Raw genomic sequence first — 14,370 nt, forward strand, 5'->3', positions numbered from 1 at the left:
ATAACGTTTTTACTAATACAATAATAAATACATTAAAAATAACAACTTGTTTATGAGAATGAAACGAACTCTTTTTTCAATCGTCCTGTTAGCCGCTTTTGCTGTGCAAGGCTTATATGCACAAGCTACACGCGAAGAAATCTTCAATGATATTGCAACGACAGGTGGTGTATATTACGCTTACCCCGGTCCTTCGGGCGTCCAGACCAAGGCTCCGAAAGGTTATGAACCGTTCTATATCAGTCACTATGGTCGTCATGGTTCCCGCTGGCTAATTGCGGATGAAGACTACGTCCGCGTGATGGAAGTCTTTGAGAAAGCCCATGCAGCCGGAGCATTAACCGATTTGGGCGAAGATGTCCGTAAACGTCTGGACATTGTCTGGGCAGATGCCAAAGGACACGGCGGCGACCTCAGTCCGGTAGGAGTGAAGCAACAACGAGGCATTGCTGAACGTATGTATCAGGCATTCCCTGAAGTATTTAAAGGCGAACCGCAAATGTCTGCCCGCTCTACCGTAGTTATCCGTTGCGTGCTCAGCATGGATGCATTCTGCGAACGCCTGAAGGAATTCAACCCGAAGATGCGGATTGAGCGCGAATCCAGCAATAAATATATGGATTACCTAAATTTCCATACACAGGAAGCTATGAAGTTTACTTCACGCAAAGGGCCTTGGTATGAGGAATTCCGTAAGTTCGAAGAAGAACATGTCCGTCCGGAACGTCTGATGAATACACTGTTCAATAGCAAAGAGTATATTCGTAAGAATGTGAATCCTGAAGAACTGATGCGCGGTCTGTATTGGGTTGCTTCTGATATGCAGAACGTGGAACCGGAGGTTTGTTTTTATGATATCTTTGAGAAGCAGGAATTATTTGATATCTGGCAGATACATAACTATAAGAACTATGTATGCGACGGCCCTTCGCCCATGACGAACGGACTGATGCTGGCAAATGCTAAATCTCTGGTTGAGAATATTATGGATTCAGCAGACGCGGCGATTACCTCCGGTACAAACTCGGCCACTTTCCGCTTCGGACACGACGGTAATGTTATTCCTCTGGTAGGCTTGCTGAGACTGGAGAACTGTTATAATGAAGAGTCCGATCCGGCCAAATTCTATCAGGCATGGTGTAACTTCAAAATGGTGCCTATGGCTGCCAATGTGCAGATTGTTTTCTTCCGTAAGAAAGGCAGTGCAGACGATATCATCGTGAAGTTCATGCTGAACGAGAAAGAAGTGAGTATCCCGGTGAAGACCGACATCGCTCCTTTCTATCACTGGAAGGACGTCAGGGCATTCTACAAAGACCTGCTGTCCCAACTGCCGGATAGACCGTAAATCATAAGGAATACGGAATAGAACGCAAATTACACAGGTTACGCAATTTCTTTCAGGCCCCTATCGGTTGCCTTATATAAGACGAAAAATTGCGTAATTTGTGTAATTTGCGTTCTGTCTTTATTCCCCACTTGCTTTTTTTTCCGTACTTTCGTGCATTCATCCAATAAAATAAAAGAAGAACGATATGAAAATACGTGTAGGCTTTGGCTTCGATGTACACCAGTTGGTGGCAGGACGTGAACTCTGGTTAGGCGGTATCCGCCTGGAGCATGAGAAAGGATTACTCGGACATTCGGATGCCGACGTGCTGATTCATACCATTTGCGATGCCTTGCTGGGAGCCGCCAATATGCGTGATATCGGTTATCATTTTCCCGATACCGCAGGAGAGTTCAAGGACATAGACAGCAAAATATTACTGAAGAAAACCGTAGAACTGATTGCAACCAAAGGCTATTCCGTGGGCAACATTGATGCAACCATCTGTGCAGAACGCCCCAAACTGAAATCCCATATTCCCGCCATGCAGCAGACGCTTGCCAAAGTAATGGGAATAGATGAAGACGACATTTCCATCAAAGCCACTACTACGGAAAAGCTTGGTTTTACCGGTCGCGAAGAAGGTATCTCAGCTTATGCAACAGTTTTGATAACCAAAGAATAATACTGATTTCAACCTAATAAACTACCTAAAAACTAATTACTAACAACATGAAGAGAATTTCTTTAATCCTTTGTCTGGCTTTTCTGACAGTTCTGTTCTGCCAGGCACAGGTTGCCCCCTTAAAGTTTAACAAGAACGGAGAGTTTAAAATCGTCCAGTTTACCGACATCCATTTTCAGTATCACAATCCAGCTTCAGCCATTGCCTTGAAGCGTATCAATGAAGTTCTGGATGCCGAACGTCCCGATTTGATTGTTTTTACCGGAGATGTAGTTTATGCACCGCCTGCTGATACAGCCATGCGAGCCGTACTTGATTGTGCTTCCTCCCGTAAGATACCTTTTGTCGTGACTTTTGGTAACCATGATAACGAACAAGGCAAAACGCGTGCCGAATTATACGATATAATCCGTTCCATGCCTTACAACATCCAGCCCGACCGTGGTAGCGTTGAGTCTCCCGACTACGTCCTCACTGTGAAATCTTCGGATGGTAAGAAAGATGCTTCAGTGCTCTATTGCCTGGATTCTCACTCGTACTCCAAATTACCGGATGTGAAAGGGTATGACTGGCTTACATTCGATCAGGTGAACTGGTATCGTCAACAAAGTGCAGCTTTTACCGCTAAGAATAACGGAAAGCCTTTGCCTGCTTTGGCATTCTTCCACATCCCGCTGTCCGAATACAACGAAGCAGCTTCTGATGAGAACGCCATCCTTTATGGTACGCGTATGGAGAAAGCTTGTTCAGCTGCTATTAATACCGGTATGTTTGCCGCAATGAAGGAAGCAGGTGATGTAATGGGTACTTTTGTCGGACATGACCATGATAATGACTATTCAGTCATGTGGAAAGGTATCGTACTGGCTTATGGACGTTTCACAGGTGGTAATACGGAATATAACCATCTATCTAACGGTGCACGCGTAATTGTGTTGAAGGAGGGGGAACGTACCTTTACTTCCTGGATACGCCTGAAAGGTGGTGAGTTAAAAGATAAAACAGTCTATCCCGACAGCTATGTGAAGGATGACTGGCGTAAACGTCCGCTGGTTACGGAGTAACCTTTCTGAAGAGAACATTCTTATATACTATGCAAAAGATGCCATCTTTAACAGCAAAAGATGCCATCTTATGTAACGAAAGATGCCACCTTTTACATCAAAAGATGGCATCTTTTACATCAAGCCTCAGAATGTTCTATGTCTTTACCCTTAGTCTTCTTGTTCTGCGGAAGTAATCCGCTTACCGTTCACCTCTACGTTGTCGAGCGTTAAGTTCACTACATTGTCCATCTGTATGGCTTTCGGTGCCTGTTTTACCTTTATGTTCCGCAGGGTGATATTATAAAGTTTAGCTTCTGGTAATCCGTTTGCCATGAGTGCTACGCTGTCCACGCGGTTGCAAGTTACATCTTCTATGCAGATATTGCGGAAGAGTGTCGGATGATTTCCACCGCGGTATCCGTGGTAGTTCGTACGGAAATTAATCACTCCCCACAGGCAGACGTCCGCTTCTATCCGGCGCATGTTTAGATTTTCAAAGTAACCGCCACGGTCCAGATTTGATTTGAAGTAAATACCGTTGCGGCAACTGTCTATCTTGCAATCCTCGATAAAGATGTTCCGTACGCCACCGGACATTTCACTACCGATGGTAATGGCCCACCGGGCGAAGTGGCAGTTACGGATAATCACATTTTCCGTGGCTTGGCCGATGCGCCAGCCATCCTGGTCGCGTCCTGATTTTATGGCGATACCATCATCTCCCACATTGAAGTCCATGTTCTCAATCAGTACGTTCGTGCTTGATTCCGGATCACAACCATCGTTGTTGTAGTTGTTACTGTCTATATATACATTGCGTACGGTGACATTGTCGCAGAATACAGGATGGATAATCCAGAACGGAGAATCGTAGATCTGTACATCTTCTACAAGTACATTCTTGCAGCCGTAGAATTGTATCATGCATGGGCGCAGGTAATATCCCTCTCCGAATACGCGTTCGTATACCGGGATGGAATCGATACCCATCTGGCGCAAGCGATCCAGGGCAGGACCTTGCAGGGCGTGCCAACCATTGAAAGTTACAGCTCCGTTGCCGTCAATCGTGCCTTTGCCGGTTAGGGCGACATTGGTGCACTGGTAGGCATAGATGAAAGGGGAGTAGTTGAAACATTCCGTTCCTTCCCATTTGGTCAATACCATGGGGAGATAGTCAGAGGCCACGGTCGAGAATTCCAGACGTGCGCCATCTGCAATGTGCAGGTTTACATTACTTTTCAGCAAGATGGCTCCTTTGCTGAAATAGTTTCCGGCAGGGATGAGAACGGTGCCGCCACCATTTGTATTACATTGATTGATGGCTTCCAATATGGCAGGTCGGCTGTCAAAACTCGTATCGCTTTTTGCCCCGTAGGCAGTTACGTCATATATACTGTCCGGAAAAGTAGGCGGAACAATGTTCTTCAGGATTTCGGGAACTTTTGCCCATTCACCGGATTCTTTGCGGGTAGTTGCAGTGCTGCTACATGCCGCCCATAGAATGGGGAGTAGACAGGCTAAAAAAGCTAATTTCTTCATGGTATTCAATATAAATAATGTGTGTGGCAAAAATACCTGTTTTTTTTGTAAGATCAACGCCGCTGTATTGTATTAATTATTATTTTTGTACAATTGGTAATCTTAAAAAGTCAAATCATGAAACACGGGCTATTTATTTTCTGCATGCTTATTTCTTTATGCTTCCCGATGGCTTTTTCACAACAAGCTACTACTGTAATTAAGCCTGACCTGAAGTATGGCAAACCCTCCAAGGAGGAACTATCACTGGAGACATACGCTCCTGACACTACCGCAGTGGCAGTTTATCTGTTTCATAAAGGCAAGAGCGGTTTTACTTATAATGATAAATTTGAATTGTATACGGAACATTGGGTACGCATCAAGATATTGAAGCCGCAAGGTGTTTCACAAGCTGATGTAGCCATTCCTTATTATGCGCCTTCTGACAGAGATAAGGAGAAAGACCGCATCTCCGATCTGGACGGATGTTCCTATAATCTGGAAAATGGGAAACTTGTTAAAACCCGTCTGAAGCGGGAGCTCGTTTCCGATGAGAGGCTGAATACCTATCACAGAGTACTGAAGTTTTCATTGCCTGCTGTCAAGGTCGGGACAGTTATCGAATATCACTATAAAATGACTTCCGACTATTCCGTACACATAGACAACTGGATGATGCAGGAAGAAATTCCCGTAGTATACAATCAATACGAAATAACTATTCCTCATGTATTTGTATATAACATAGAATTTAGAGGGCGCCAATATATAGATGTTCTGGAAGAGAAAGGTTCGGTACAAGCCGCACAACATACAACAAGTGGCGTAGCGAGAGTGTCGCATGACTTTACTATTTCGGCACAGAAGCTTACGTTTACTTCCCAAAATCTGCCTGCCATCCGCCAGGATGAATCTTTTTGCTGGTGTCCGGAAGATTATAGAATACAGGTTAGTTTCGATTTGCAAGGAACCAATTATCCGGATGAAGGCTACAAACCTTACAGCCAGAACTGGGAGGATGTGGATAAACAACTGACCCGGGAGGAGAACGAAGGCTTTGGTAAACACTTGTTGTGGAAAAGTCCGTACCTTGAAGAGATTCGGCAACTCAACCAATCGGGCAATTTGACTTTTAATCAAAAAGTTATAGGTGTTTTCCAATTGCTGAAGCAAAAGTTGTCTTGGAATGGAGAGTATAAACTTTACAGTGAGAATCTGGAGAAGGTACTTAAAGCCGGAACAGGCAGTAATGCCGATTTGAATTTTATTTTTATCAGTATGCTCAGAAGCTACGGCATCAAGGCCTATCCTGTGGTTATGAGCCGGCGTTCCGGGGGAATGTTGCCGTCTAACTTTCCCTCTCTTCAGAAATTGAACACTTTCGTAGTGGCTATTTATGATGAGGCAAGAGGAAAGTATGTTTATCTGGATAGTTCGATGGAGGTACCGGCTCTCAATGTGCTGCCCATTGAATTGTCGGTGACTAAAGCACGCATGCTTTCTGCCGATATACCGGAAAAACAAAAATGGGTGAACTTGCAGGAAATATCTACCAATCAAGTTTTCATGAAAATCAGTGCTAATGCTCGGGAGAATCAGATAACCGGACGTCGGACCACCATTCTGAAGGGACATCAAGCTTTAGAACACCGGAAAGAGAACCAGGCGAAAGACTCTCTTGTGAATAAACAGGAATTGATGAAAGAAAAACTGACGGTTACCAATCTGAAGCTAACAGATAAGGAAGATGACTTCACAACTATACAGGAAGAATTTGATTTTGTACTTGAGGCGGAAAAGTTGGATGATCATATATATATTAATCCGATTCTTTTTCCGCAATTGACAAAGAACCCGTTTATACAATCGGAGCGGATCCTTCCGGTTGAGTTCCCTTATCCGTCAAAAGTCACTCTCTCTTGTGCGCTGACGCTTCCTGAAGGCTATGAGGTGGAAGAAATCCCCCACACGCAAGTGATAAAGACTGAAGACGGCAAGCTGCAATGCAAATATGCAATCCAAAGAAACAGGAACAACGTCATTGTGAATTATACATTCATTTTGTCTTCCTCGGTCGTGCCTTCCGAATATTATGGACAGTTGCAGCAGATATGGAACAAGGCGGTGGAGATGAATCAGGCTCTCATTGTACTGAAAAAGGAGCTTCCGAAGGATTAAATTATCTTTCTTCGTAAAACCTTATTCCTTCATGTGTGGTACATCAGCGATAAATTCATTAGTTTTGCCGAAAGAAAAAATGAAAGATATGGATAAGATAAGAACCGGATTGGCTGCCTTTGGAATGTCGGGACAAGTATTTCATGCTCCTTTTATTTCCACAAATCCTCATTTTGAGTTGACTGCTGTCACTGAGCGTAGTAAAGAATTGTCACGGGCGAAGTATCCGCAATCCCGTATTGTGCGTAGTTTTGATGAGTTGATAGGGATGGAAGAACTGGAGTTAGTGGTAGTGAATACCCCTGACAGTTCCCATTACGAATATGCCCGTCGTGCTCTCGAAGCCGGAAAACATGTTATCGTTGAAAAACCTTTCACCACTACTGTAGAGGAAGGTGAAGAACTCGTAGCCCTTGCTGCGGAAAAAGAACTGACCTTAAGTGTTTACCAGAATCGTCGTTGGGATTGTGATTTCCTGACCGTGAAAGAAATATTGGCTCAGGGATTGTTGGGCCGTCTAGTCGAATTTGAATCAACCTTTCCCCGCTACCGGAATTTCATCAAGCCGAATACCTGGAAAGAAACCGGCGAGAATGGTGGTGGTCTGACTTATAATCTGGGTGCCCATGTCATCGACCAGGCTGTTCAACTATTTGGTATGCCCGAAGCTGTATTTGCTGATATTGCAACTTTACGTACCGGTGGTAAAGTAGATGATTATTTTATCATCCATCTGATGAAACCTGCCCGGATGCCGGAAGTGAAAATCACCTTGAAAGCCAGCTATCTGATGTGTGAGAATGAGCCTCGCTTTGTTCTTCATGGAACGGAAGGCTCTTATGTGAAGTATGGTCTTGATCCTCAAGAGGCGGATCTGACTAAAGGTGTGTTGCCGGATACTCCGCATTGGGGAGAAGAGGATGAATCCCAATGGGGAATACTCCATACGGGAAAAGATGGTAATGTGGTGCGGAAACCTTATCCTACCCTTCCCGGAAACTACGCTGCTTTTTATGAGAATATTTATCAGCATATCCGGAATGGAGCGGTGTTGCAAAGTGATGCGTGCGGAGTGCTTGGCGTTATCCGCCTGATTGAGGCGGCATGGGAGAGTAGCCGTACAGGGAATGTTATAAAGTTGTAATTTGGCTTATGGATAAGAAAGCAATCGTCCTTTCCGTTGCCGGTTCCGACAGTTCCGGTGGCGCGGGCATACAGGCAGATATAAAAGCTATCTCGGCACTTGGAGGTTATGCAGCTACTGCTATCACAGCCATTACAGTGCAGAATACATTGGGTGTGCAAGCTGTTCATCCTGTTGCGGCAGAGCTGGTAGGCCAACAGATGCAGGCGGTGATGGAAGACTTGCAACCGGATGCCATTAAAATAGGTATGACTGGAAACGTAGAGATTATCTATGAAATAGTACGGATATTGCGTCGCTATTCTCCCCGGAAAGTGGTTTTCGATCCGGTGATGGTTTCTACCAGCGGGCATAGTCTGATGACGGATGAGGCATTGGAAGCCATTCGTACTAAGTTGATTCCGAAAGTAACTCTCGTAACTCCTAATCTGCACGAAACAGAAGTATTGTTGCAACAACCGGTTCAGACGATTGATGAAATGGAGGATGCCGCATGCCGGTTATTCGAAAAATATAACTGTGCTTTTCTTATTAAAGGAGGTCATCTGACCGGTCATGAAATGTGCGATGTACTTTATGACGGAAAAGAACTAAATATTTTGGGTGGCAGGCGTATTCATTCCGCCAACCTGCACGGTACGGGATGTACGCTTTCATCCGCCATTGCCACTTTTCTGGCGCAAGGATCATCCTTGTATGAAGCAGTGGAACAGGCCAAAGAATACATTTCCTGTGCTATTGAAGCCGGGAAGAATTTACGTATAGGGCAGGGGAATGGTCCTTTGTGGCATTTCCCGTTTCCGACGCCTCCGGTAAATGAAGGATAGAAAAATGAAACTGATTATTATCACCTCTCCGGATTTTATTCCGGATGAAGCACGCATCGTCACTGAATTATTTAAAGCCGGACTGGACTTGCTGCATGTACGCAAACCGGATGCGGATGTTCATGCGGTAGAAAATCTGTTGCAAGGTATTGCTCCGGAATATAGAACCCGGATTGTCATTCATGATTTCTTCTCTTTAAAAGATAAGTATCTTTTAGGTGGAATTCACTTGAATTCCCGTCATCCGGAGGCACCAGCAAATTATGAGGGAATACTGAGTCGTGCCTGCCATAGCTTGGAAGAAGTGGAAACTACAGTCTCCCTGTTCAATTATGTGCTTATGAGTCCTGTTTACGATAGCATTTCCAAACAGGGATATCGCTCGGGATATTCAAAGGATGAGTTGAAACAAGCACAGGAAAGCGGAGTCATCCATGAAAAGGTAGTAGCCTTAGGCGGAATAAGTGAGGTGAACCTTGCGGAAATAAAGTCTCTTGGCTTTGGCGGTGCAGCTTTATTAGGAGATATCTGGAACCGTTACCATACGTGGAAAGATGCCGAAGAGTTGCTTGCTCATTTCAGGAGGCTGAAAAAGATTGCAGGATAAGTCTATACAAGAGTATGCCGAAGATCACCACAGATTACACAGATTTTCACAGATAAAAAGAAAAAGGAATTGATTCTCAACATTTATAATCTGTGAAAATCTGTGTAATCTGTGGTGAAAAAGTTGTCCACCTTGATAAATAGTGGCTTCTGAGAAATTATTTCTTCAGCTTCGCAATAATTTCCTCAGCTACCTTTTTACCGGACATCAACATTCCTCCAAAGATCGGTCCCATACGCGGAGTGCCCGAAACGGCGGAAGCAGCCATACCGCAAACGTAAAGTCCCGGATAGATTTCCTTCGTACCGTTTACAACCTCTTCCTCTCCTGCAATTACATCCAGTGAACGTTCGCCAATTACACCACCGGTTTCGGTAGCCAGGCGACTGCCATTCTTGCGGGCTACGGTAGCGGCTATTTCGCTGTCATGGCCTGTTCCGTCTATTACTATCTTTGCAAGGATGTTCAGCGGGTCCACGTGCATACCTTCGCGCAATACAGGAGTCCAGTTTACCACTACTCCGCTTACCGTATTATTCTTGAAGATAACATCTTCTACGGAATAGCAGTTGAATACGGTGGCTCCGGCATGTACGGCATGATAAAGCAATGCAGAGGTACTCTCTACAGAGTCCATCACATATAAGCCGTCCTCATATTTCTCGTGGTTGATATTGAATTCCTTTACAATGTCAATCGCTTCTTCCTGAATCACAATCTGGTTGAACATCATGGCACCGCCCCACATACCGCCGCCGGGAGCAAGCTTACGGTCGAACTGCGCTACTTTCAATCCGGCCTTTGCCAGATAATAAGCGGCTACTATGCCCGACGGACCACCACCTACAATGGCAACGTCCAGATCAAGGTTTCTCTCTAATTTTTCAAAATAGGTACTGATGATACCTTTGGATACTTTTGTTTCAATCATTTTCTTATAAGTTTAAAAAGTTATTCGTTCTCTGTATTTTCTATTTCTGCATCATAATCACAATCTTTCAGTCGTTGGCTGATGCGCATGGCACAGAAGTTGGGCCCGCACATGGTGCAATACTTCCCGTTCAGGTGGTTGGCTTCCTTGTAATATTGCAAGGCGCGTTCCGGATCGAGACTCAGATTGAACTGGTCTTTCCAGCGGAATTCATAGCGGGCTTTGCTTAAGGCATCGTCACGTACTTCGGCACCCGGATGGCCTTTGGCAAGGTCTGCGGCGTGTGCGGCAATTTTGTAAGTTACCACTCCTATGCGTACATCTTCTTTCTGCGGTAATGCAAGATGTTCTTTGGGGGTCACATAGCAAAGCATCGCTGTTCCGTACCAACCGATTTGTGCTGCGCCAATGGCACTTGTGATGTGATCATATCCCGGTGCAATATCTGTAACCAGCGGACCGAGAGTATAGAACGGTGCTCCGTGGCATTTCTCAATCTGCCGGTCCATATTTTCCCTGATCTTATGCATGGGTACGTGTCCCGGACCTTCGATGAATGCCTGTACATTTTTTGCCCAGGCGCGTTCTACCAGTTCTCCCATCGTATCCAGTTCCGCAAACTGTGCCCGGTCGTTCGCATCACGGATAGCTCCCGGACGCAAACCATCACCTAATGAAAGTGCCACATCATATTGTGCGCATATATCGCATATATCATCGAAATGCTCATACAGGAAACTCTCTTTCTGATGGATTTTACACCATTGGGAGATAATGCTTCCTCCCCGGCTCACCATTCCGCAAAGGCGGTCATTGGCATAATGAATATTCTTCAGGCGGATACCACAGTGGATTGTAAAATAATCTACCCCTTGCTCACATTGTTCGATCAGTGTATCTTTAAATAGTTCCCAGGTAAGGTTTTCCGCCTTTCCGTGTACTTTCTCCATCGCCTGATACATGGGAACAGTACCTACCGGAACAGGACAATTCCGGATAATCCATTCCCGTGTCTCGTGAATATTTTCTCCTGTAGATAAGTCCATCAGCGTATCTCCACCCCATTTGCAACTCCAGACGGCCTTTTCCACTTCTTCTTCAATCGTGGAAGAGGTAGCTGAATTTCCGATATTCGTATTAATCTTTACGAGGAACTTTGAACCGATAATCATAGGTTCAGCTTCGGGATGGTTGATGTTGGCGGGTAAGGCAGCACGTCCTGCCGCAATTTCATCACGCACAAACTCCGGTGTGATGTAAGTTTCTATACCCAACTGTTGGCAGTTCATATTCTCACGGATGGCTACATATTCCATTTCCGGTGTTACGATACCCTGTTTGGCATAGTACATCTGCGTAATCTGCTTGCCTGCTTTGGCACGATAAGGCAAAGTGATATGATCAAAACGCAGGGAGTCAAGGCTTTTGTCTGCCAGACGCATCTTTCCATATTCGGAGCTGATTTCCGTCAACCGTTCTACATCCCGTTCCTGTATCCACGGTTCGCGGAGGCGTGGCAAACCTTTCTTTAAATCTACCTTCTGTTCCGGATCACTGTATGCGCCGCTTGTATCATATATGTAGACGGGCGCATTCTCCGTCATAACTTTTTTCCCGTTTTCCACTACTACGGTAGGGGTAAGATTCACTTTTCGCATCCCAACTTTCAGATAAGGATGGAGTTGCCCCTGCATATAGACTTTCTCGGATTCGGGATAAGTAATTTTTGTTTTATCTTCCATGGTTCACTAATTGATTTCTATTGGGTCAGTCGTATAATTGTTTCCATTTCACGTACCGGATTCTCAGCTTTCAGAATACCGCCGCTCAATGCTATTCCGTTCAGTCCTGATGCTTTCAGGGATGGTATGTCCTCACGTGTGATTCCACCGATGGCAACGACAGGAATTGTTATTCCTTCTTCGCGCATTTGCGTCAGGATGGAATGATAACCGTCCAGCCCCAGAATGGGTGATAACTTTTGTTTGGTAGTTGTGAAGCGGAAAGGACCGCAACCGATGTAGTCGGCGCCATCAGCGGCATGTTGCCGGATGTCCTCGAACGTGTTGGCTGTTCCGCCAATAATGAAATCTTTGCCCAGCCTTTCCCTTGCTTCTTTTATCGGCATATCCAGTTTTCCTAAGTGGACACCGTCCGCGCCAATCTGTTTCACCAGTTCCACGTGGTCATCAATGATGAACGTGGCTCCGTATTGGCGGCAGAGTTCCTGCACTTGCACGGCTGTGGCTTTCAGTTCTTCTGAAGAAGCATCCTTCATCCGAAGCTGAACCCAGCGGCATCCCCCTTCAAGGGCTATGCGTGCGGAGTCCGAATAAGATATGGATGCCGTAAAATGCGTAATGAATTGTACGTCAAACATTCAAACTCTGAATTTAGAAATTATACTTACAGAAAGGGATAGTAGTATAAACGAATAGTAGAATATAGAAAGAAAATTCCCTTCGACGGTACTAACCGTATCAGGTTCATTGGGTATAATCTCAGCTATTTTTATAGCACCCCCTTTTCTGCCGACAAAGAAAGGACGAATGTTTTTAATAGGAATAATACCGCTCTATCTTTTAAGTTTATTTAAACTTGACATAATTGAGGCGGGTGTATTGTTTGTTTCCCGAAGTAAAGGTACAAGAGATGCGTGCCGAGGCAATATATACCGATTCTCCGGGCTCGAAGGCATGTTCCGTAGCGGGCACCTGGCACGATTCCCGGCTTGCCGTACGCGAGTTGGTCCGGAAAGTGACGAGGTTGCCGATAGGATCTTCCAAAGTCAGTATCTGCCGGACATAGAAATAAGGAGTCGTTCCTTTCACGGTGGTTTTGTAAGGATCGTCTTCCAGCCGGACACGGAGTACTTTCAGTGTCAGTTCTTTCACTTTATCTCCTTCTTTCCCCAGAAAATGGCTGGTAGAATATTTCTGATGTGCCTGCCGCTTCTGAATATCCAGGTGGACGGAATGATACACCTGTGCTATTTGTACGAAGCGTTCCTGTTTAGGTATACGTGGAGTAAACTTATAAGCAATCCAACTCACATATGCCGGATCGATACGGAAGATTTCGTGCAGGAAATGTCCATGATACTTTCCGAAAGAGATAATGTCGTCTCCCTTACTCTGCATACGTTTGGCATTATATTCTACCAACAGAATGCAACGTGGAGAATAATAACATAGGCTGCTTGCCGCTCGCAGACTTTCATGGATGTCTGTAGAAAGGTCCTGGACGTAAAAAATGGACTGGCGTTCGGGAAGAGGAGAATACACCCATAAGGAGTAACGGGGAGATTCCGGACGGGGCAGTACAACCAGATAAGCACCTGCCTCTTTGTAAGAGGTTCTTCCCTGATTGTATTCATTTAGTTTCTTGTACAACAGTTCTTGTTCAGCTTCTGATATACCAGGAAGAATCGGATTTGCCATAAGCTCTGAGTTATTTACTCAAATATACGATTTTTCGTGTAAATAATCAAGTTTTGTATGGAAAAGTTTAGGAAGAGATAATGTATATTCAATAAAATAATTGAATTTGTATTATTTGTTGGTCATGAAAAGGATGACTGTTAATCTCTTTTTTATACAATTCATACTTTCGTTATGATGTGTCTTTTTTGTATCTGCACCGTACCCGAACCGTATCAGGGCTGTACTTGCTCCGTACATTCTTCGGTCAAAGGTACTTCTACACGAAGAAAGTACGGAGCAGGTACGGCTCTGATACGCCACAGATGCTTCTGGAGGTATTTAAAACCTGGTGTTTATGTTCCTTATACATTTTTACAACCCGGAGATGTGTTTATCAAAGGCGGATCACCGGGGCACGCAGTCATTGTAGTGGATGTGGCGATTTACCCTCAAACAGGAAAGAAAGTGTTCCTGCTGACACAGAGCTATATGCCGGCTCAACAGATTCAGATATTGGTGAATCCCGCTAACCGTGGATTATCGCCTTGGTATGAGCTGTCTGACAATGATGAAGGTAAGCTCTACACTCCGGAATGGGTGTTTGAGAAGAAGGATTTGAAACGGTTTAAGTAGGATGAATGAGAGAGTCAAAGAGTACTTACCGGACGATGCACCTGTT

12 protein-coding genes, 1 pseudogene and 1 riboswitch are annotated in these 14,370 nt (G+C 44.8%); of the genes and pseudogenes, 8 read left to right on the forward strand and 5 right to left on the reverse strand.

The genetic code is table 11. The features are described 5' to 3' along the window. Positions 1 to 52 precede the first annotated feature (52 nt). The 3 genes from BACCELL_RS04935 to BACCELL_RS04945 all read left to right on the forward strand — a co-directional run bounded on the left by BACCELL_RS04935 (position 53) and on the right by BACCELL_RS04945 (position 3,079). Positions 53 to 1,348 (forward strand): histidine-type phosphatase, encoded by a 1,296-nt coding sequence (locus tag BACCELL_RS04935; RefSeq protein WP_007210485.1) that lies wholly within the window; start codon positions 53 to 55, stop codon positions 1,346 to 1,348. A 187-nt stretch (positions 1,349 to 1,535) separates the two neighbouring features. After that, positions 1,536 to 2,015, forward strand: a complete 480-nt coding sequence (ispF, locus tag BACCELL_RS04940) for a 2-C-methyl-D-erythritol 2,4-cyclodiphosphate synthase (protein ID WP_007210486.1) — start codon at positions 1,536 to 1,538, stop codon at positions 2,013 to 2,015. Positions 2,016 to 2,062: 47 nt separating this feature from the next. After that, positions 2,063 to 3,079: a metallophosphoesterase family protein gene (locus BACCELL_RS04945; RefSeq protein ID WP_007210487.1), complete on the forward strand. Its 1,017-nt coding sequence runs from the start codon at positions 2,063 to 2,065 to the stop codon at positions 3,077 to 3,079. Positions 3,080 to 3,229: 150 nt separating this feature from the next. Here the strand turns inward: BACCELL_RS04945 and BACCELL_RS04950 are convergent, their stop codons facing one another. Further along, positions 3,230 to 4,600: a glycoside hydrolase family 28 protein gene (locus tag BACCELL_RS04950; protein WP_007210489.1), complete on the reverse strand. Its 1,371-nt coding sequence runs from the start codon at positions 4,598 to 4,600 to the stop codon at positions 3,230 to 3,232. A gap of 117 nt (positions 4,601 to 4,717) precedes the next feature. Here BACCELL_RS04950 and BACCELL_RS04955 point away from each other — a divergent pair, with 117 nt between their 5' ends. The 4 genes from BACCELL_RS04955 to BACCELL_RS04970 all read left to right on the forward strand — a co-directional run bounded on the left by BACCELL_RS04955 (position 4,718) and on the right by BACCELL_RS04970 (position 9,338). Next, positions 4,718 to 6,760, forward strand: coding sequence for a DUF3857 domain-containing protein (locus BACCELL_RS04955; protein ID WP_044153294.1), 2,043 nt, complete (start codon positions 4,718 to 4,720; stop codon positions 6,758 to 6,760). An 88-nt stretch (positions 6,761 to 6,848) separates the two neighbouring features. Beyond that, positions 6,849 to 7,904, forward strand: coding sequence for a Gfo/Idh/MocA family oxidoreductase (locus BACCELL_RS04960; protein WP_044153339.1), 1,056 nt, complete (start codon positions 6,849 to 6,851; stop codon positions 7,902 to 7,904). An 8-nt stretch (positions 7,905 to 7,912) separates the two neighbouring features. Then, positions 7,913 to 8,731: a bifunctional hydroxymethylpyrimidine kinase/phosphomethylpyrimidine kinase gene (gene thiD, locus BACCELL_RS04965; RefSeq protein WP_007210492.1), complete on the forward strand. Its 819-nt coding sequence runs from the start codon at positions 7,913 to 7,915 to the stop codon at positions 8,729 to 8,731. 4 nt (positions 8,732 to 8,735) lie between these two features. Continuing rightward, positions 8,736 to 9,338 (forward strand): thiamine phosphate synthase, encoded by a 603-nt coding sequence (locus tag BACCELL_RS04970; protein ID WP_022209197.1) that lies wholly within the window; start codon positions 8,736 to 8,738, stop codon positions 9,336 to 9,338. Positions 9,339 to 9,495: 157 nt separating this feature from the next. On the opposite strand, the gene BACCELL_RS04975 is transcribed toward BACCELL_RS04970, so the two are convergent. The 4 genes from BACCELL_RS04975 to BACCELL_RS04990 form a co-directional block, all read right to left on the reverse strand. Beyond that, complete coding sequence (locus tag BACCELL_RS04975; RefSeq protein ID WP_007210494.1) at positions 9,496 to 10,269, reverse strand: sulfide-dependent adenosine diphosphate thiazole synthase; 774 nt, start codon at positions 10,267 to 10,269, stop codon at positions 9,496 to 9,498. A gap of 20 nt (positions 10,270 to 10,289) precedes the next feature. Next, positions 10,290 to 12,011 (reverse strand): phosphomethylpyrimidine synthase ThiC, encoded by a 1,722-nt coding sequence (gene thiC, locus BACCELL_RS04980; protein ID WP_007210495.1) that lies wholly within the window; start codon positions 12,009 to 12,011, stop codon positions 10,290 to 10,292. 17 nt (positions 12,012 to 12,028) lie between these two features. Then, entirely contained in the window at positions 12,029 to 12,649 is a 621-nt protein-coding gene (locus tag BACCELL_RS04985; protein ID WP_007210496.1) for a thiamine phosphate synthase, read from the reverse strand. A 59-nt stretch (positions 12,650 to 12,708) separates the two neighbouring features. Beyond that, positions 12,709 to 12,803, reverse strand: a riboswitch (TPP riboswitch). A gap of 54 nt (positions 12,804 to 12,857) precedes the next feature. Next, entirely contained in the window at positions 12,858 to 13,709 is an 852-nt protein-coding gene (locus tag BACCELL_RS04990; protein WP_007210497.1) for an exodeoxyribonuclease X C-terminal domain-containing protein, read from the reverse strand. A 339-nt stretch (positions 13,710 to 14,048) separates the two neighbouring features. On the opposite strand from BACCELL_RS04990, the pseudogene BACCELL_RS25945 reads away from it, so the two are divergent. Beyond that, positions 14,049 to 14,324, forward strand: a pseudogene (locus BACCELL_RS25945) (DUF4846 domain-containing protein); the annotation flags it as partial. Positions 14,325 to 14,370: the final 46 nt, after the last annotated feature.

The organism is Bacteroides cellulosilyticus DSM 14838 (assembly GCF_000158035.1).
GTDB classification, from domain to species: Bacteria; Bacteroidota; Bacteroidia; order Bacteroidales; family Bacteroidaceae; genus Bacteroides; species Bacteroides cellulosilyticus.

Coding starts and splice junctions, on each gene's coding strand:
- BACCELL_RS04990 (WP_007210497.1), bottom strand. CDS start 13,709: ATGGCAAATCCGATTCTTCCTGGTATATCAGAAGCTGAACAAGAACTG.
- thiC (WP_007210495.1), bottom strand. CDS start 12,011: ATGGAAGATAAAACAAAAATTACTTATCCCGAATCCGAGAAAGTCTAT.
- thiD (WP_007210492.1), top strand. CDS start 7,913: ATGGATAAGAAAGCAATCGTCCTTTCCGTTGCCGGTTCCGACAGTTCC.
- BACCELL_RS04950 (WP_007210489.1), bottom strand. CDS start 4,600: ATGAAGAAATTAGCTTTTTTAGCCTGTCTACTCCCCATTCTATGGGCG.
- BACCELL_RS04975 (WP_007210494.1), bottom strand. CDS start 10,269: ATGATTGAAACAAAAGTATCCAAAGGTATCATCAGTACCTATTTTGAA.
- BACCELL_RS04970 (WP_022209197.1), top strand. CDS start 8,736: ATGAAACTGATTATTATCACCTCTCCGGATTTTATTCCGGATGAAGCA.
- ispF (WP_007210486.1), top strand. CDS start 1,536: ATGAAAATACGTGTAGGCTTTGGCTTCGATGTACACCAGTTGGTGGCA.
- BACCELL_RS04935 (WP_007210485.1), top strand. CDS start 53: ATGAGAATGAAACGAACTCTTTTTTCAATCGTCCTGTTAGCCGCTTTT.
- BACCELL_RS04985 (WP_007210496.1), bottom strand. CDS start 12,649: ATGTTTGACGTACAATTCATTACGCATTTTACGGCATCCATATCTTAT.
- BACCELL_RS04945 (WP_007210487.1), top strand. CDS start 2,063: ATGAAGAGAATTTCTTTAATCCTTTGTCTGGCTTTTCTGACAGTTCTG.
- BACCELL_RS04955 (WP_044153294.1), top strand. CDS start 4,718: ATGAAACACGGGCTATTTATTTTCTGCATGCTTATTTCTTTATGCTTC.
- BACCELL_RS04960 (WP_044153339.1), top strand. CDS start 6,849: ATGGATAAGATAAGAACCGGATTGGCTGCCTTTGGAATGTCGGGACAA.